Genomic DNA, 18123 nt, shown 5'->3' on the forward strand with positions numbered 1-18123 from the left:
CGGTCAGTTAAACCACGGCCAATGATTAACGGTATACGGCCACCGGCGCGCACCTCGTCAATTAACACATCGGTTGCCAGGGTGAACTCAGCCAGCACCTCATCCGTGCCATGACGGACTACTTTGCCTTCGAATGGCAGAATATCGATGATATCGCCCATTTCCAGATTATTTACATCAACTTCAATCGGCAGTGCACCAGAGTCTTCCATGGTATTGAAGAAGATAGGCGCAATTTTGCCACCTAACACAAAACCACCGCCGCGCTTATTCGGGACGTAAGGGATGTCATCGCCCATAAACCACAGCACAGAGTTAGTCGCTGATTTACGTGATGAACCGGTACCAACAACATCGCCAACGTAAGCCAGTGGGAAGCCTTTCTTGTTCAGCTCGTCTAACTGCTTAATGGGGCCAACGGTACCTGGCTGATCCGGGTTAATGCCTTCACGGGCATTTTTCAGCATGGCTAAAGCATGCAATGGAATATCCGGCCGTGACCAGGCATCCGGTGCTGGCGACAAATCATCAGTGTTGGTTTCGCCCGACACTTTAAACACGGTAACGGTAATTTTTTCTGCTAATGCTGGTTTGCTTTCAAACCACTCGGCATCAGCCCAGCTTTGCACCACTTGTTTAGCATGGCTATTACCGGCATCAGCTTTTTCAGTGACGTCATGAAATGCATCAAAAATCAGCAAAGTATGTGACAGCGCTTTAGCGGCAATCGGTGCCAGCGCAGCATCGTCTAACAGGCTGATTAATGGTTGAATGTTATAGCCACCCATCATGGTGCCTAACAGTTCAGTGGCACGCTCAGCGCTGATCAGGCTGCAGCTGGCTTCACCTTTGGCTAATGCCGCTAAAAAGCCGGCTTTTACATAAGCAGCTTCATCCACACCCGGAGGTACCCGGTTAATCAATAAGTCTAACAGCGTTTCTTCTTCGCCTTTTGGCGGATTTTTTAACAGTTCAACTAAGGCGGCTACCTGCTCGGCATTGAGCGGCTTTGGCGGTATACCTTGCGCTGCGCGCTCGGCCACATGTTCGCGATATTGTTGTAGCACAGTATGATCCTCTTGGTCGTTGCCGGCAGTCTTGCTACTGCGGCGTCATTCTTAGAATGAATGGGCGCGATTATATAAAAATTCGGGCCAAATTGACATCAGCCCGTTAACCACAGCGCTTATAATGGGTATAAGCAGCATGAATATAAAAGCTGATGTTCTATATTTTTACTTATAGTGGTCAGACCTCAGCATCTCCGGTGTTGCTGCCGATTTGAGTGCAAAGATGCCGGTTACAACGCCCGCTCTGGCTCGCCACAGCAATTACTTCGGGCGTCCTGCCCTTCGCAAGCCAGCAAAGCTGTTCAAATTCGTTCCTGACGAATTTGTCGCCTGTTGCTTTCGGCATGGCTCAGACACTCTGTGGCGCCCAAATCGGGGTTCTAACCTCTATCAAACGGAGCTACTCCCGAAAACAAAAGGCTGAACACCAAAGTGTTCAGCCTGTGTAGTCTAGCAGAAAAACATTACCCTAAGGATTTCAACATGCATGTAGGCAGCAAGACCATCAATCTCCATGAGCTTAGCGTTACTAAGTGATTGGAGTTGATGGTCGCAGCTAACACCCGTGCATTTTGAAAGACGACGGGTAATTACCAGATCTTAACGCGCTGCTCTGGCGCGATATACATCGCATCGCCTTCTTTAATATCAAAGGCCGGGTAAAACTCAGGAATATTTGGCAGCACGCCAATTACCCGGTAATGCGCCGGCGAATGTGGCCCGGTGCTTAACTGGCGACGCAGCGCTTCTTCGCGGAACTTAGTCCGCCATACCTGGGCCCAGCTGATAAAGAACCGCTGTTCACCGGTAAAGCCGTCCATTACTGGTGCGTCTTTTCCTTCCAGCGACAATTTATACGCTTTCAGCGCTACCGTCATGCCGCCTAAATCACCGATGTTCTCGCCCAGTGCCACTGCACCGTTTACGTTAACACCTGGCAGTGGCTCAAACTTATTGTACTGGCCAATTAGCTTAGCACCACGCGCCTGGAACTGGCCTTTATCCTGCTCTGTCCACCAGTTACGCAAGTTGCCATCACCATCATATTTAGCGCCCTGATCATCAAAACCATGGCCAATTTCGTGGCCGATAACGCCACCAATACCGCCATAGTTTACCGCATCGTCAGCATCCATATTAAAGAACGGGGGTTGCAAAATAGCGGCCGGGAACACAATTTCGTTGTTTACCGGGTTGTAGTAGGCATTTACCGTTTGCGGCGTCATAAACCATTCGCCTTTATCGATAGGCTGGCCTAATTTCGCCACCATTTGATCGTACCCCCAATGGCTGGCACGGATAAAGTTACCGACTAAATCGTCAGCTTTAATGTCTAACGCCGAGTAATCTTTCCATTTATCCGGATATCCAATTTTCGGCGTGAACTTACTCAGTTTCTCCTGGGCAGCAACTTTAGTTTCTTCGGTCATCCACTCCAATTCGTTAATTGACAGCTCATAAGCTTTTATCAGGTTAGCCACCAACTCTTCCATCCGCGCTTTGGCTTGTGGGGTAAAGTGGCGCTCAACATACAACTTACCGGTCAGCTCGCCCAGTACCTGGTCTGCTGCATCTACTGCCCGCTTCCAGCGTGGTTGCTGTTGCTCGGTACCACTTAAGGTGGTGCCGTAAAAAGCAAACCGACGGTCAGCAAAGTTGCTGCTTAGTTTATCGGCGTAGCCATGAATGGTTTTCAGGCTTAAATAATCCTGCCAGCTTTGTAAGTCTGTTGCCGCGAATACCTTGGCAAAACCTTCAAAGTAGCTTGGTTGACGCACAATAATATCAGTCACTTCAGCCAGCTTAACGTCATTGGCAAAGGCGGCCCAGTCAAAGCTACCCATGCTGTTATTCAGCTCAGAGGTCGCCATCTTGTTGTATGTTTTATCGGCATTGCGGTTATCCAGCCGGGTCCAGTGGTGTTCAGCCAGCGCTTTTTCCAGGGAAAATACCCGCTCGGCAGCTGCCGCTGCATCATCATTGCCAGCCATGCTGAACATATCAGTTAAATAAGCTTTGTAGTCGGCAATCAGTTTCACTGATTTTTCATCATCGTTAAAATAATAGTCACGATCTGGCAGTCCTAAGCCGCCCTGGCTTAAATATACTGCGTATTCCGTTGAGTTTTTCGCATCGTTATTGATGAACCAACCAAATGGGATAGCAATGCCATCGCGTTGCAAACGGGCAAACAACATTGGTAACTGCTCTTTATTTTCCAGAGAGCTAATGGCATCTAATTGCGGCTGCAGCGGGCTTAAGCCAAGCTTTTCAATTGTTGCTTCATCCATAAAGCTGTTGTAAAAATGCCCTAATTTCTGCTCATCAGAGCCCGCTTTTAAATCGGTGCGGGCTGACACTTCATCAATAATGGCTTTAACGGCTTGCTGCGAGTTGTCGTTCAGAATGTGAAACGAGCCATAAGACGCTTTGTCAGCCGGAATGGCGGTTTCCTCCAGCCACTTGCCGTTTACCGCCAAAAAGAAATCTTCACTGAATTTTACTGCGGGATCAAAATACTGGCTATCGACACCGGATACCCGCGGCGCTTGCTGTTGCGCTGCTACGGGTTCATTGTTTTGGGTGGAGGTAGAGTCACTACACGCCACTAAACCTAACGCCAGTGCAACACTGGCGGCAATGATACTGAATTTTTTCATTACATGTTCCTGAAATACGAGGGATGGAATTCGGTTTTAGTTATAATTTCGGCGCTATCTTAGCGTTGTCATCAAGCAAAACCAAATTTCCGCGGCGGACAAGTTGTAACAGAATATATTTACTCCCCACACTGATAACAACCCGGGCTGCGCGGGCAGCTATTGCCTCTGGCGCAAATAAGCTGTGCCGGTTTTTGCAGGCTGCGCGCCACCCAATTTATATTCAGAATATTGGCCACACTGGTGAGTGAGGTCTGAATAGCTTTGGGCACCCTGGCGCCGCCAACACTATTGATACATAACTGCTTCAGCTCGCTGGCCATAGCATCGGCATCCACGCCCTGCGCTAATAACGCCGGGTTAAGATCAATCCCGGCACATAACACGTGGTTATTACCGGCTAAATCACTGACTTTAGTTGACTCACAACAATAAATACGTGGCTTGCCATTTACGTCGAGTAATGACAGCTGAGCACTGCTGGCAACGCCTTCAACATCAAACATTCTGAACACCGCCCAGTGCTGACAGGGATCTTCCACCTGACGCATATTGCCCCAAGGCAAAGGTATGCCGTTGCCGCGATACACCGCTTTCAGTTTACCCGGGGTATAGGCATCAAAATAATGCCAGTGGGTATACGGCGACACCGCGGTCATCCGGCGCATGGCTACGGAAGCGGACACACCAGCCTGTTGATGGCTGCTGATTTCATAGCCCTGGCGATCCAGCAACTGGCGAAAGGGTAGCTTGGGGCATAGCAGGGCGCCAGCAAAAAAACTTGATTCAAAATCGCGCCAGGCATGCAGAATATCCTGTGGTTGCACGGCGGTAGATTGTGACATTTCATCATCATGGGTGCCGCCTACCGTCATGCTGCTTTTCACACCATCTTTATTATGTAAAACCGTATGGCCAATATGCACCGCCAATTCATATTTTAAGCGGGTAGGAAAATTCTGTAACAGCCGGTTTAAATGCAGGGTGTCTGGTGGGGTGAAAAAAGACGTCGAGACGTTTTTCGATAACACGCCAAGCTCATCCAGCAGCTCTTTTGGCGGCTCGGTAAACCAGCTGACTTTGAGTCCCAGCTGCTTCACAATGGCCATCAGTTCCTCAACACTCAGCGGCATCCGCTTTTGGCCAACCTCTTCTGCCGCCCGCTCCAACTCAGGAAAATGATTCTGATGATGCTCCTGGTGTGCTCTGATCAGTAACTGGGCAAACTGCTTACCGCTGGTGCCGGTTTGCGACAGCATTTCCGGTATCGCAATTTGCAGAATGTCGTTCGAGAACAAAAACCCCGGCTCTAACGCCATACCGCTAATACCGCCGCGGCTGCCTTTTTGTGGCGTCAGATCCTGCTCGTTATCTTCGCCATCTAAAAACCAGTCCAGATCTTTTTGAAAAACTTCGGCTATCACCTCCAGCATTTCAATACCTGGCGTGCGCTTGCCCCGCTCTATCATCGACAAATACGACACCGACGGCGCCTGCTCCGGGTTAACCCGGATACAGCGAGTGGATAGGTCTTCCATAGTTAAGTTATTGCGCTTTCTCAGGTTTCTTATTTTTGTTCCTAAGAAATGGGACTTTCTAAGCAGGCTTTTGTTTATTTTCATTTTGTAAAATTCACACTGTAAAATTTCTATTGTGAAATTATTCTGATTTTTAGCCTAGACTAGTTTTTAACCGATAGCAACTGGTCTGCGTTCTGAAAAGACGCTACCGCAACGAAGGCCCGGAATCCTGATAGCGCAGCCACAGAGTGTCTGAGCGAACGCGCAAGCGGCAGCGAGTTGCTGTGGCGAGCACAGCAGGAGTTGCGGGCCGGAGTGTGAACCAGCTAACAGCAAAAAGACCCGACAAAGACGAGGATAACAACATGACTACACTGGCCCCAACCCACAGCCAACACACGCCAAACCACACTGCCTGGATGGCGACCGAGCTTAGCGTTATTAATCAGCTGAATGAGCGCCATGTTAAACAGGTCATGGACTACTCAAAAGGCTTTTTAGACAAAACCTTCCCGCTGGCCCAGGGCTCGCATAAAGAGGTAGTGTGCTACATGGTATATTTTCAGCACTTGCTGGCGTTTTTTGCCGATGGCAGCAAAAGCGGCCTGCAAAACCCGGCGCAGTTTGTGGCACTAAGCGGTCATCGCGAAGCGCCGGAATCACTGGTGCTGGTTAATGAAGGCCGCCATGTCGAGCTAGTGTTAAACCGCCATGGCGGTAATGGCGAAAAAGACTGTGCAGGAATCGATGATATTCAGCTGCAGGCAAAACAAACCGGCGAACCGTGGTTCAGTCTGTTAACCGGTAAGCAGGTAAGTAAAGGCTGTCAAAGCGAAAAGCGCTTTACCGCCAAAGACGGTGAACGCTACGAGGCTTAACACGTCTTCGACATAAGCACAGCCAGCAGATACTCACTATGCCCCCAACAGAATAATGCCTGGGGGCATACGTTTTTTTAAAGTGAAAACGCAAACCTGAATACGCTTGCCAGCGTTATTCAGCCAGCGCCGGATAATCAGTGTACCCCTCTGCACCACCACCATAAAATAGCTCTGGTTTTGCGTTATTCAATTCGGCATCTTTGGCAAAACGCGCCACTAAATCCGGGTTCGCGATATACGGCACCCCGAACGCTACGGCATCTGCATCGCCGCTGGCGATAAGGGCGTTGGCACTGGCTTTATCGAACTGTTCATTACTAATGTAAACACCACCGAATAATTGCTTTAATTTGGGCCCTAAGCTGTCATCGCGCTGCGCTTCCCGGGAACAAATAAAGGCTATCTGTCTTTTGCCCAGCTGCTGCGCCACATAACCAAAGGTATCAGTGCGCTGTGAATCGCCCATGTTATGCGCATCAGCTCGGGGAGCAAGGTGCATGCCTACCCGGCCAGCGCCCCAAACCGACACGACGGCATCGGTCACTTCCAGCATTAGCCGGGCGCGGTTTTCAATGCTGCCGCCATAACGGTCGGTGCGCTGATTAGTGCTATCTTGCAAAAACTGGTCAAGCAAATAGCCATTAGCACCATGAATTTCGACCCCATCAAAACCGGCTTTTTTAGCATTTGCTGCACCCAGCCGATAAGCCTCAACAATGCCAGCAATCTCTTCTGCTGCCAGCGCTCTGGGGGTGACAAAGGCTTTTTTCGGCCTGAGCAAACTGACATGCCCCTCTGCTGCAATGGCACTGGGCGCTACCGGCAGCTCGCCGTCTAAATAATGCGGGTCTGAAATACGGCCAACATGCCACAGTTGCAATATAATGCGCCCACCGGCCTGATGCACCGCAGCCGTGATTTTTTGCCAGCCAGCAACTTGTTCATCCGACCAAATGCCAGGCGTATCCGGGTAGCCAACACCCATTGGGCTAACCGAGGTAGCTTCGGTTATAATTAAGCCGGCAGTGGCGCGCTGGCGATAATATTCAACCATCAAATCATTAGGTACTCTGCCGGCGTCGGCACGACAGCGGGTTAACGGAGCCATTATAATCCGGTTAGGTAATTGTAAATCTCCCACCTTTATCGGGTCGAATAAATTAGCCATGTTATATCCTGTTAGTAGTAATTCAGTTGACAGCACTTACGCTGCCGTTATCCAGCCCTGCCTTAACAAGCAGGGTGCTATTGGTCAGTGTTAATCAGTTTCAACTTAATTGGTCTGGCTTTCCTAAAAACAAGGGCCGTAGCGATGAATAGCAAAAAATAACCGGCCGATGGCCATATTTGCTTACAGTTGTTCACTTGCTGACATTCATTCATGTAGGTATATTTTGCAGCGGCTTATTCCGCTATTGGTTTATTGTTCTTCTGAAGGATCACTTATGTTGAAAAAGTTCTCAGCCTCTCCGGTCATTATCGCGATTGTGCTGGCATTGGCGTTACTGCTCTGGTTACTTAGTGGTGACAACTACAGTGCCAAAAAGCAGGCTCCGGCTGAGCAGCAAGTTCCCGAGCAACAATTGCCGCTGGTAGAAACCCGCTGGTCTGAAGCCGAGCCCTACCAATTAACTCAGGTTGCACAGGGGCAAATATTGCCTTGGCGTAGCGTCAGTATTACATCTCAGCAAGCCGGAACGGTAGCCGGCGTAATCGCTGAGCAGGGTGACAGGGTTGCTAAGGGTGATAAGTTATTGCGCTTGTCTGACGAAGGCCGCAGTGCGTTGTTGGCACAAGCTAAAGCCAACCTCACCTTGCGACAGGACGAGCTGGCCAGCGCACGTGCCTTGAGCAAATCGCAGTTTTTATCGGCGACAGATCTAACGCGGCTGCAAAGTGAATTGGCTAAAGCAGAAGCTGAATTTGAAAGTGCCAGACTGGCATTGCAGCAAATTGAACCGACAGCACCCTTTAATGGCGTGGTCGATCGGCGTTTTGTTGAGGTAGGTGATGGCGTGCAGGTTGGCACAGATCTACTAAGCCTGGTGCAAATTGATAAATTAAAAGTAACCGCCCAAATTCCACAACAACATGTTAAGGCATTGGCAGAGGGCCAGCACGTCACGCTTAGTTTACTCGATGGCAGGGAACTTAGCGGCACCCTCAGTTTTATTAGCTTTGCGGCAGATACTGCCACCCGCAGCTTTTATATTGAAGTGACCGTGGCTAACCCGCAATTACTTCGCGTTGCTGGCGGCAGTACCACGGTTGAAGTGCAATTAGCTCCGGTACCAGCTCATCTTATATCACCGGCACTGCTTAGTCTGGATAATACCGGCAAGCTCGGCGTGTCGGTGGTAAACGAGCAGAACCAGGTAGTGTTTTACCCGGTAGATATTTTAAGTGCCACCAACAAAGGGGCCCGGGTCAGTGGCTTACCACAACGGGCCCGGATAATTACCCAGGGTGCCGGCTTTGTTAAAACCGGTGACAGCGTAAGAGTTGAGCCGCAGGCTGCCGGGGCCAAACCATGAATGCCATTATTCAGGCCGCAATCAGCCGCAGCCGTGCCAGTTTAATGTTGTTGCTGTTTTTGTTTATCGCCGGTATTACCGCGTATCAGACCATCCCCAAAGAAGCCAACCCCGATGTGGCTATTCCGATGATGTATGTCTCGATGTCACTTGATGGCATAAGCCCGGAAGATGGTGAGCGCTTACTGGTAAGGCCGATGGAGCATGAACTGCGATCGCTGGAGGGCATCAAGAAAATGACCTCAACCGCCAGCGAAGGTCATGCTTCTGTGATGCTGGAGTTTGATGCCGGTTTTAATGCTGATCAGGCCCTGGCCGATGTGCGGGTTAAAGTAGACGCAGCACGCGCTAAATTGCCGAGCGAGGCCGATGAACCCACCGTCAATGAAATTAACGTTGGTTTATTCCCGGTGTTATCTGTGGGCTTATCCGGACCGGTGTCAGAGAGCCAGTTGGTATTTATCGCCCGGAAATTACAGGAGAATATTGAAGCCATACCTGAAGTGCTGGAAGTCGATATTGGTGGCGATCGCGAAGATATGCTGGAAATTGTCGTCGACCCGCAAGTGCTGGAAGGGTATGGCCTGGATTACCAGCAGCTGTTCAGTCTGGTGTCCAATAATAACCGGCTGGTAGCTGCCGGCAGCCTGGACACCGGCGCCGGCCGCTTTGCCATGAAAGTACCGGGCGTTATTGAAGATTTAGACGATGTTCTATCCATGCCTATCAAAGTAAATGGCGATACCGTGATTACCTTTGGTGATGTCGCGACCATTAGCCGTAGTTTTAAAGATCCGCTTGGTTTCGCCAGAATTAACGGCCAGCCAGCCGTGGTGCTGGAAGTAAAAAAACGCAGCGGCGCTAACATTATTTCAACTATTGAGCAAACCAAAGCACTCATCGACACCGCCAGCAGTCAGTTTCCGGATGGCATGCACATTAACTACATTATGGACCAGTCTAAAGAAGTGAAAAACATGCTGTCAGATCTGCTGAACAACGTGTTAACTGCAGTGGTGCTGGTGCTGATCCTGATTGTCGCGACCATGGGGGTGCGCTCGGCCTTGCTGGTGGGCATTACCATCCCTGGCGCATTTTTCGCAGGCATTCTGATGATTTCCGCCTTAGGCTTTACCATGAATATTATTGTGCTGTTCGCCCTTATTCTGGTGGCCGGCATGCTGGTTGACGGCGCGGTTGTGGTCAGCGAGCTGGCTGATCGTAACCTGGGTGAAGGCCAGCCACCCAAACAAGCCTGGGCCAATGCCGCCAGCCGCATGGCCTGGCCGATTATTGCTTCTACTGCCACCACCATAGTGGTGTTTATGCCACTGTTATTCTGGCCGGGTGTGGTCGGTCAGTTTATGAAGTATCTGCCGGCGACGGTGATCCTGTGCTTGCTGGCATCCTTGTTTATGGCACTGATTTTCCTGCCGGTGATGGGCGGCGTTAGCCGGGCCAGGCCTGCTCCGCATCAAATTGAAGCCAGCCGGCCAGGTAAAGCCTACCGCAGTTTGCTCAGCCGCCTGCTGCGCTATCCGGCGCTTACTCTGGCTGGCCTGCTCGGCGCTATGGCCCTTATTTTCGTGGCCTATAGCCAGTTTAACCATGGCATGGAGTTTTTCCCGGATGTCGAACCCGAGTCGGCTCAGGTATGGGTACGAGCCCGTGGCGATATGTCTATTTATGAAAAAGACGCCCTGCTTCAACAGGTAGAGCAGCGACTCTTGGGCTTAGCAGAAGTGAAAGCCCTGTATGCGCGATCGCTGGCCAGTAGTAGTAGCGAGCTGGCCCCTGATGTGGTTGGCACCTTGCAATTTCAATTTATCGACTGGTTTGAGCGGCGCAAAGCCGCAGCAATTCTGGCTGATATGCGTAAGCTTACCGACGACATCCCGGGTGTTATTCTGGAATTCCGCCAGCAACAGGAAGGTCCTGCCGCCGGTAAACCGATAGAGCTGCAGGTTAGCAGCAGCGAAGTAGCAGCCACCGAGCAGGCGGTAAGCACCATTGTCAGCCAGATGCAGCAGATGGAGGGTTTCGTCGATATTGAGGATGACCGCAGCTTGCCTGGAATTGAATGGCGAATTGAAGTGGATCGCGCCGCCGCTGCCCGTTTCGGTGCCGATGTGCTAACAGTAGGCAACGCGGTGCAAATGGTCAGTAACGGCTTATTGCTGGCCAAGTTCCGCCCCGAATATGCCAGCGATGAAGTGGATATCCGGGTTAGGTTTCCGCAGCAGTGGCGCTCACTGAATCAACTGGGCCGGTTGACTATTCAGACACCGCGGGGCCAGGTACCCCTTAGCAACTTTGTCGAATTGGTACCGGCGCCCAAAACCAGTGTTATTAAGCGGATTGATGGCAATCGCGCTGTCACGATAAAAAGCGATTTAACGCCAGGCGCCCAGGTTAGTGAGCGCTTACAGGCATTACTGGCCAGTGATATGGAGTTGCCCGCCAACGTTAATGTCAAAACCGCTGGTGAAAGTGCCGATCAGCAAGAAGCGATGACCTTTTTACTGGGGGCTTTCGCCACAGCAATTTTTTTAATGCTGATGATTTTGCTGGTGCAATTTAACAGCTGGTACCAAAGCTTATTGGTGTTGTCGGCAATTGTATTTTCGACCGCCGGGGTATTACTGGGCCTGCTGGTGAACGGCCAGAGCTTTGGTATCGTAATGGTAGGCATGGGGATTATTGGTCTGGCAGGTATTGTGGTAAATAATAACATCGTACTGATAGACACCTTTAACCAACTTCGAGACAGCGGCATGTCTGCGACTGAAGCCGCACTGGAAACTGGCTGCCTGCGCTTACGGCCGGTATTGCTGACGTCGGTAACGACCGTGCTGGGTTTAATGCCCATGGTACTGGCGGTAAACGTCAATCTGCTGGAGCCCAGCCTTGGCTTTGACGCGCCGTCAACCCAATGGTGGACCCAGTTATCCAGTGCCATTGCCGGGGGGTTAACCTTCGCCACCTTGCTTACTCTGTTTTTAACGCCCTGCATGCTGGTATTGGGTGAAAAGCTGCACCGCACCAAAACCCCTGACAATGCTGCCGAGAAAGCTGATAGCAAGCAGCCCAGTTATGGCTAAGTGGCTGCCGTTACTAGTGCTGCTGTTAGCTTCCAGCGGCAGTTGTAGTGCTGATAGTAATAATAGTTTGGCGCAGGAAAAAGCTTATAAGCTGCACTGGCAACAGGACTTCAACCCGCTTGAGCAAACCAAAATCAGCAGCTGGCTTGAGCAAAGTGCTACCAGCTCGCTCGCCGTGTTGGGCCCCTATCCCTTTACCATGCAACTCTATATCTACCGGCGCCCGGCTAATGAGCCGGTGCCCTGGGCTAACACCTGGCGTGACAGCAGTCAGCAAATTCACTTTTATGTGGAACCGGCGTTCAGCTTGCAGCAGTTTACGCAAGACTGGACCGCATACCATGAAATAGCCCACCTGGCCTTGCCGTTTCTGGGCCGCTCCAATGCCTGGTTTGCCGAAGGTTTTGCCAGTTTTATGCAGTATCACATCATGCAGCAAGCCGGACTTATAGAGAATGCTGGCTTAGCCATAAGCGCTAAATTTGCACCACAGCGGGAGCATTACCAACAACAAACCAGCATGGCGGCTACCGCAGCACTGTTACTGGGCCAGCGTCGTTTTCCTGCAGGTTACTGGGGCGGCGCCCAGTTTTTTGTGGTAGCCGATCGCCAGCTGAAGCAGCAAGGCAAAGGCTCGCTAACCAGCCTTATCTCCAGCTACCAGCATTGTTGCCGTTTGCAAGACGACACTTTGGCAGAGGTAATAGTCTCCTTAGATACATTAAGTGGTAGCAAAATATTCAGTGAACTGATGCAACAGTTTGACCAGCTGCCGGCGGAACAATTTATATCCCGACATCAACTGTAAGCGGGTTAAGGTAGCAGCTGCGCTTTTAAAAAGGCTCCGCAACAACGTTTTTGTCGGAGATGCCTAATTTGCCAGACTGCGTTAGAATATTGCATTACCATGTTAAAGGCTGAATATGCGCTGGTTAATGTTACTCCTTTTATGCTGCCACTTTGCCGTCTTCGCTACTGTCGAAATACGGATGGGGCTGCATAATTTTCCGCCCTATTCTGTAATGACAGATAATGATGTTTGCGGCGGCGAGGCGGTGGATTTAACCCGTAAGATACTCGAAACCGCTGACATTAAAGTTGTAACGGTCTGCGCCACGGCCGCCCGCCTCTATAAAATGCTGGGTACCGGTGAAATTGATCTCACCATTAATATTAAACAGACGAAAGCCTTACCGGCCAATGTTAGTTTTATTGAGCCACCTTATACCCAGTTGTCATTAGTCCTGCTTAGCAATGTTATTCCCAATGGCGCGCTTAATTCTGTTGAAAAACCGACGATAGCGGCAATTCGTGGCTTTGACTACAGTGGTCAAAGACAGCGATTGAGCGCTCAGGGCTATCAGTTTGTTGACATGCCTGATAGCATCGACGCCATAGAAATGTTTATCAAGGGTCGCAGTAATGCTTTGCTAACCTATGAAGCACCGTTTAACTTTTTTATGACGCAACGTTACCTGCCGATAGCAGCAATTTATAACCGGCAACTGCTGGACAGCATTAATACCTACTTTGCTGTTTCAGAACTGTCATTGCACAAAACCTATATTCAGCAGGCACTGTCGGCTTATGCCGCAGCTGAGCAGTTGCGTTACTTTACGCCGCCACCTGACAGCTCATCCGCTAAATTAGTGCCGGACACTGTCCCGTAAGCCAATCAAGGCTTGCCTGCACTGATACATGTAACGTTGCCTGAATGCTCAAAAATAAAAGTAACGGCTTACTGCTCCAATCTGTTGCTGGTGCCGTAAGCAGTGTCCATCAGCAGATGTTTAACATCAACCGGAGTAAAGGCAATGATTAGTTACGTAACACTGGGTGTAAACGATTTAACCGCAGCAAAAGCGTTTTATGGTGAACTGTTAGGCGAACTTGGCAGCAAATCGTTAATGGATATGGGCCGCATCGCTTTTTTTGGCAAAAGCATGAGCCAACCAATGTTGGCGGTGTGCGAACCCTTTAATAAGCAGCCAGCAACCCCGGGTAATGGCAACATGGTGTCGTTTCAACCAGGCTCAAAAGAAAAAGTTGATGCGCTGTATCACAAAGCGATTGCCCTGGGTGCCCACTGCGATGGTAAGCCTGGCCAGCGTATTGAGGGTAAATTTTACGGTGCTTATGTAAAAGATGTTGATGGCAATAAGCTGTGTTTTTGTCATTTCGGTTAAAGGTTAGCGGGTCATGCAGCTAAACAGCAATTTTGAGCAGCGCGCCGTTATTCTGCCTGAGCAGTATCAGTTTGTTGACTCACCCCTTTCGGGCGTAAGCAGAATGATGCTGGACCGGGCAGGTGGTGAAGTGGCCCGTGCTACCAGCATCGTCCGGTACGCTGCTGGTAGTGGCTACAGCAGCCATACCCATGACGGCGGCGAAGAAATACTGGTGCTGGAGGGCGTGTTCAGCGATGAGCATGGCGATTATCCGGTGGGTACTTACCTGCGCAATCCGCCAGGTACGTCACACAAACCGTTTTCACGAGATGGTTGCACCCTGCTGGTAAAACTATGGCAATTTGCCGCAGATGACAAGCAGCAACTGGTGGTTAATACCCGGCAAGAGCCCTGGCGGCAAGGTCTGGTAGCGGGGTTATCGGTGTTGCCGCTGCATGAGCATGATGCCGTTAGTACCGCCTTAGTGCGCTGGGCGCCAAATACCCACTTTAACCGCCATATGCATGTTGGCGGCGAAGAAATACTGGTGCTTGAAGGTTTATTTTGCGACGAGCAGGGGCTGTATCCCGCTGGCAGCTGGTTACGTAACCCACGCTATAGCCAGCATACCCCTTTTACTGGTGCTGAGGGTGCGCTGATTTATGTCAAAGTGGGCCATTTGGGCGCTGGGTTATTGGGCGATAAATTTATCAGTATAAAGCAGGTCACTAGCCAATGAGCAATACCCTAACCGCAACTGACGTGTCCCGGGTAATTGAAATGGCCTGGGAGGATCGCACCCCGTTTGAAGCTATCGAGCAGCTTTACGGCTTAAATGAACCCGCCGTGATTAAACTGATGCGCCGCGAATTAAAAGCCGGCTCATTTCGTCTATGGCGCGCCCGGGTCAGCGGTCGCAAAACCAAACACCTGAAATTACGTCACCCGGAAATCAATCGGGCTTATTGTCCTACCCAATATAAACGCTGAACTAAGCCAATCAGTTACCGGAATTTCAAAGGTTCGGGCGGTAAACCCGTTGCCAACGGTAGTCAAACTTTAAACAAATGCTAAAGTAACCACTTCTGTTTATAAATTTAAAGGATTAAATATGGCGTTTGTGCCCCCGCTGACTGCCGATGCTAACCCCGATGTGGCTGAACTGGCACGTTTTTTTAATGAAACTCTGGGCTTTTGCCCGAACAGTGTGCTGACAATGAGCCACCGGCCGGCCATTGCCAAAGCGTTTATTCAATTGAATATGGCAGTAATGGAGAACAACGGCCGGGTTACTTCTGCGCTGAAGCGGCTACTCGCTTATGTGTCGAGTTATGCCACGGGGTGCCGCTATTGCCAGGCACATACCATTCGGGCAGCCGAGCGCTATGGAGCCCCCGACGAGCAACTCGCCAATATCTGGCAATTTCGAACCCACCCGGCATTTAGTGCCGCCGAACGGGCCGCACTCGAATTAGCGATTGCAGCGTCCCAGGTTCCTAATGCGGTTGACGAGGCCATTCAGAACCAGATGCGCCAGCACTGGGATCATGGCGAAATTGTAGAAGTTATGGGCGTTATCGCCCTTTTTGGCTATCTGAACCGCTGGAATGATTCCATGGCTACCTCGCTGGAGGAAGGCGCTATTGCCTCAGGCGAAGCCTTGCTTGGTGCAAAAGGCTGGACACCCGGTAAACATCAATAACCGTTGCCAAGCTGGGGTCATTTACACAGAACAATGACAGCCTCAGAATAATGACAGCCCCAGCTCATCAGCCAGTTGTCTGATAAGTTGCATAGCCACGACCGAATTACCAAAGCGGTTAAGCGGTGGGCTCCAGGCGGTGATCACTCCAAACTGCGGCACTATCGCAACGATGGCGCCGCCCACGCCGCTTTTCGCGGGCAGGCCAACCTGAAAGGCAAATTCACCAGACTGATCATACATACCACTGGTGGATAAAATCGCATTGACCCGGTGGGCATCACGCCGGCTGCAAATTTGCTCGTTACTGTGCGGCTGCACACCCCGGTTCGCCAGAAATAACAGGCTCTGTGCCAGTTTTTCACAATTTATTGCTGTTGCACACTGATGAAAATAATGCTCCAGCACGAGCGGCACCTCGGCTTCAATATTGCCAAAGCTTTTCATCAGATACGCCAGCGCGGCGTTACGATTACCGTGTTCCAGCTCAGATAAATACACCTGCTGATCGGCATAAATGTTTTCTTCTCCGGTCAGCCGGCGCAAAAAGGTTAAAAAAGCAGTTTTACTGGCCGAATAATGGCTTACCAGTACGTCGGCCACCACAATGGCGCCAGCATTGATCACCGGGTTGCGCGGTATCCCCTGTTCCCACTCCAGCTGGACAATAGAATTAAATGGCTGACCTGATGGCTCCATATTAACACGCTGCCATAACTCGTCATCCAGCCGGTTCATTGCCATAACCAGACCAAAAATTTTAGAGATACTTTGCAGTGAAAAATTCTGTTGCGCATCGCCCGCACTATGCACCTGGCCGTCCAGCGTCGCCACGGCAACCGCGGCATGTTGCGGTGCCACCTGAGCCAGCGCCGGGATATAATTGGCGACTTTGCCCTGGTGATACAACGGCCTGCACTGCGTCAGCAACTGCTGCAGCATTGGAGTTAACTCAGCGCGATGATCCATTTGCCCTCCGTCGCCTGAACTTGCCAGCCATCATATTGCACTCTCTGCTTCTGTTGGCGGCTTATCGGCTTTTTCTTCCGTGGTCATAACTTTGCTCTCATCGGCGAAATACAGCAAGGTCCAACCTAACGTGGGTTTAAAGCGCTGTTCGCAGGAATATATTTTTAACTCGCCCTGAGCAGACACACAGCCGAGCAATATCCAGTCTTTACCCAGCTCGCCCAGCCGGCTTTGCAGCCGGTCCAGATCAAAGTCTTTACTTAAGCGGGTAGTTTGCACCGTCCAGCCCTCAGTTAAGTGTTGCTGCAGCGTGTAAAAATCGGTGGTTGCTTCAAACGAGAAATAACCACGCTGCTGCACGGTAAGGCGTTTATGTTTCATATCTGACTCCTGATGAGGCGCCAGCTGAAAGGTACGGTGATGGCCAAACTCATGGCCCTGAGCCTTGCATACCAGAGCGTTGTAGTAATAATTATCGGTAGCGCTCAGCAAAAAACTCAGATGCTCGTCTTCCAGCTCATGCTCGGCATGTTCAGACAAGATCTCCCCATAATACACTTTTATGCCATTCATCCGGATGGGCTTCAGCCGCTGGTAGGAACCATCCGCAACCACCACGTCTACTTTTAGTTTTTTCAGGGTCTGGGCCAGGGCCAGGGTCCACGGTGAGGCACCGACAATCAGCAAGCCATTTTCTTCCTTCGCTGCAAGTTTCATCTTGCGGGCTAATGGCGCCAGGGTTAAACCATGTGCCAGCACCGTCACAATAATAATTAAGAAAACAATCGGCAGCAGTGCTGCGGCATCCGGGTAGCCGGCATCGACCAGAGCAGGGCCAAAAATACCTGCAGTTGCTGCTGCCACAATACCGCGCGGCGCGATCCAGGCTAACAACACTTTATCTTTGCCACGCATTGGTGCGCCCAACGTTGCCAGCAAAATGCTCAGTGGCCGCACCAGTAGCAATACCGCCAGCACAAAGGCAGCTACGCGCCAATTCAGTAAATCCAGCTGCTCAATATTCAGTTGCGATGGAATAACAATAAAAAGCACCGACAACAAAACAACTGTCAGATTTTCTTTAAAGCGGCGCAGTGGGTCGCGCTCCACTAGTTTCATATTGCCAATCACCAGTCCCATCACGGTAACCGTCAACAAGCCGGCTTCATGTTGAAACTGATTGCTGAGCCAGTAAGCGCCCAATACCCATACCATCAGTAACGGTGCTTTCAGGTTTGCCGGTACGGCACCCCGCCGGTAAAGCCAGCCTGTCAGCCAGCCACCGGCGCCACCAAGCACCGCCGCTACAGCGATCGCGGTACCCAGCCCCGTTACGACCTGTGACCAATCGCTGCCAGCCAGGGTAAAATATTGAAATGTCAGCACCGCCAGCAATACGCCAACCGGATCGTTTACTATCCCTTCCCATTTCAGCAAGGACGACGATTCCCGGTTGAGCCTTGCCTGATGTAGCAGCGGTAAAATAACGGTTGGCCCGGTTACCACCAGAATAGCCCC

Annotated in this window: 14 protein-coding genes and 1 pseudogene; 9 read left to right on the top strand and 6 right to left on the bottom strand. The window is 50.8% G+C overall.

Annotation, left to right across the window (positions count from 1 at the left end):
* The 3 genes and pseudogenes from ABY802_RS11815 to ABY802_RS11825 form a co-directional block, all read right to left on the bottom strand.
* Positions 1 to 1067, bottom strand: a pseudogene (locus ABY802_RS11815) (aconitate hydratase B); the annotation flags it as partial.
* Between the two features lie 593 nt (positions 1068 to 1660).
* Complete coding sequence (locus tag ABY802_RS11820) at positions 1661 to 3730, bottom strand: M13 family metallopeptidase (RefSeq protein WP_372627301.1); 2070 nt, start codon at positions 3728 to 3730, stop codon at positions 1661 to 1663.
* A 119-nt stretch (positions 3731 to 3849) separates the two neighbouring features.
* Positions 3850 to 5352: a DUF3612 domain-containing protein gene (locus ABY802_RS11825; RefSeq protein ID WP_372627303.1), complete on the bottom strand. Its 1503-nt coding sequence runs from the start codon at positions 5350 to 5352 to the stop codon at positions 3850 to 3852.
* A 215-nt stretch (positions 5353 to 5567) separates the two neighbouring features.
* On the opposite strand from ABY802_RS11825, the gene ABY802_RS11830 reads away from it, so the two are divergent.
* Complete coding sequence (locus ABY802_RS11830) at positions 5568 to 6128, top strand: malate synthase (RefSeq protein ID WP_372627305.1); 561 nt, start codon at positions 5568 to 5570, stop codon at positions 6126 to 6128.
* A 115-nt stretch (positions 6129 to 6243) separates the two neighbouring features.
* Here the strand turns inward: ABY802_RS11830 and ABY802_RS11835 are convergent, their stop codons facing one another.
* Positions 6244 to 7299, bottom strand: a complete 1056-nt coding sequence (locus ABY802_RS11835) for an alkene reductase (RefSeq protein ID WP_372627307.1) — start codon at positions 7297 to 7299, stop codon at positions 6244 to 6246.
* A 277-nt stretch (positions 7300 to 7576) separates the two neighbouring features.
* Here ABY802_RS11835 and ABY802_RS11840 point away from each other — a divergent pair, with 277 nt between their 5' ends.
* The 8 genes from ABY802_RS11840 (at position 7577) to ABY802_RS11875 (ending at position 15636) form a co-directional block, all read left to right on the top strand.
* Positions 7577 to 8665 carry an efflux RND transporter periplasmic adaptor subunit gene (locus ABY802_RS11840; protein WP_372627309.1) on the top strand — a complete coding sequence of 363 codons (1089 nt, stop codon included), beginning with the start codon at positions 7577 to 7579 and terminating at the stop codon, positions 8663 to 8665.
* Complete coding sequence (locus ABY802_RS11845; RefSeq protein WP_372627311.1) at positions 8662 to 11766, top strand: efflux RND transporter permease subunit; 3105 nt, start codon at positions 8662 to 8664, stop codon at positions 11764 to 11766. Before ABY802_RS11840 ends, ABY802_RS11845 begins: the two co-directional genes overlap by 4 nt.
* Positions 11759 to 12574 carry a hypothetical protein gene (locus ABY802_RS11850; protein WP_372627313.1) on the top strand — a complete coding sequence of 272 codons (816 nt, stop codon included), beginning with the start codon at positions 11759 to 11761 and terminating at the stop codon, positions 12572 to 12574. Before ABY802_RS11845 ends, ABY802_RS11850 begins: the two co-directional genes overlap by 8 nt.
* Before the next feature lie 181 nt (positions 12575 to 12755).
* Positions 12756 to 13436, top strand: a complete 681-nt coding sequence (locus ABY802_RS11855; RefSeq protein WP_372627327.1) for a substrate-binding periplasmic protein — start codon at positions 12756 to 12758, stop codon at positions 13434 to 13436.
* A 144-nt stretch (positions 13437 to 13580) separates the two neighbouring features.
* A complete protein-coding gene (locus ABY802_RS11860) occupies positions 13581 to 13952 on the top strand; it encodes a VOC family protein (protein ID WP_372627315.1) in 372 nt (123 codons plus the stop codon).
* A 13-nt stretch (positions 13953 to 13965) separates the two neighbouring features.
* Positions 13966 to 14673: a cupin domain-containing protein gene (locus ABY802_RS11865; RefSeq protein WP_372627317.1), complete on the top strand. Its 708-nt coding sequence runs from the start codon at positions 13966 to 13968 to the stop codon at positions 14671 to 14673.
* Positions 14670 to 14924 (top strand): TIGR03643 family protein, encoded by a 255-nt coding sequence (locus tag ABY802_RS11870; protein WP_372627319.1) that lies wholly within the window; start codon positions 14670 to 14672, stop codon positions 14922 to 14924. Before ABY802_RS11865 ends, ABY802_RS11870 begins: the two co-directional genes overlap by 4 nt.
* Positions 14925 to 15045: 121 nt before the next feature.
* Positions 15046 to 15636 (top strand): carboxymuconolactone decarboxylase family protein, encoded by a 591-nt coding sequence (locus tag ABY802_RS11875; protein WP_372627321.1) that lies wholly within the window; start codon positions 15046 to 15048, stop codon positions 15634 to 15636.
* A 42-nt stretch (positions 15637 to 15678) separates the two neighbouring features.
* Here the strand turns inward: ABY802_RS11875 and glsB are convergent, their stop codons facing one another.
* Together glsB and ABY802_RS11885 are read right to left on the bottom strand one after the other, a co-directional pair.
* Positions 15679 to 16605, bottom strand: coding sequence for a glutaminase B (gene glsB / locus ABY802_RS11880; RefSeq protein WP_372627323.1), 927 nt, complete (start codon positions 16603 to 16605; stop codon positions 15679 to 15681).
* 30 nt (positions 16606 to 16635) lie between these two features.
* Positions 16636 to 18123 (bottom strand): cation:proton antiporter (locus ABY802_RS11885; RefSeq protein WP_372627325.1); only part of this gene is annotated, 1488 nt, incomplete at its 5' end.

The organism is Arsukibacterium sp. (assembly GCF_041616895.1).
Lineage (GTDB): Bacteria > Pseudomonadota > Gammaproteobacteria > Enterobacterales > Alteromonadaceae > Alishewanella.

Excerpts from the sequence above, each read along its gene's own strand:
- ABY802_RS11820 (WP_372627301.1), bottom strand. The coding sequence starts at position 3,730 with ATGAAAAAATTCAGTATCATTGCCGCCAGTGTTGCACTGGCGTTAGGT.
- ABY802_RS11825 (WP_372627303.1), bottom strand. The coding sequence starts at position 5,352 with ATGAAAATAAACAAAAGCCTGCTTAGAAAGTCCCATTTCTTAGGAACA.
- ABY802_RS11835 (WP_372627307.1), bottom strand. The coding sequence starts at position 7,299 with ATGGCTAATTTATTCGACCCGATAAAGGTGGGAGATTTACAATTACCT.
- ABY802_RS11840 (WP_372627309.1), top strand. The coding sequence starts at position 7,577 with ATGTTGAAAAAGTTCTCAGCCTCTCCGGTCATTATCGCGATTGTGCTG.
- ABY802_RS11845 (WP_372627311.1), top strand. The coding sequence starts at position 8,662 with ATGAATGCCATTATTCAGGCCGCAATCAGCCGCAGCCGTGCCAGTTTA.
- ABY802_RS11850 (WP_372627313.1), top strand. The coding sequence starts at position 11,759 with ATGGCTAAGTGGCTGCCGTTACTAGTGCTGCTGTTAGCTTCCAGCGGC.
- ABY802_RS11855 (WP_372627327.1), top strand. The coding sequence starts at position 12,756 with ATGGGGCTGCATAATTTTCCGCCCTATTCTGTAATGACAGATAATGAT.
- ABY802_RS11860 (WP_372627315.1), top strand. The coding sequence starts at position 13,581 with ATGATTAGTTACGTAACACTGGGTGTAAACGATTTAACCGCAGCAAAA.
- ABY802_RS11865 (WP_372627317.1), top strand. The coding sequence starts at position 13,966 with ATGCAGCTAAACAGCAATTTTGAGCAGCGCGCCGTTATTCTGCCTGAG.
- ABY802_RS11870 (WP_372627319.1), top strand. The coding sequence starts at position 14,670 with ATGAGCAATACCCTAACCGCAACTGACGTGTCCCGGGTAATTGAAATG.
- ABY802_RS11875 (WP_372627321.1), top strand. The coding sequence starts at position 15,046 with ATGGCGTTTGTGCCCCCGCTGACTGCCGATGCTAACCCCGATGTGGCT.
- glsB (WP_372627323.1), bottom strand. The coding sequence starts at position 16,605 with ATGGATCATCGCGCTGAGTTAACTCCAATGCTGCAGCAGTTGCTGACG.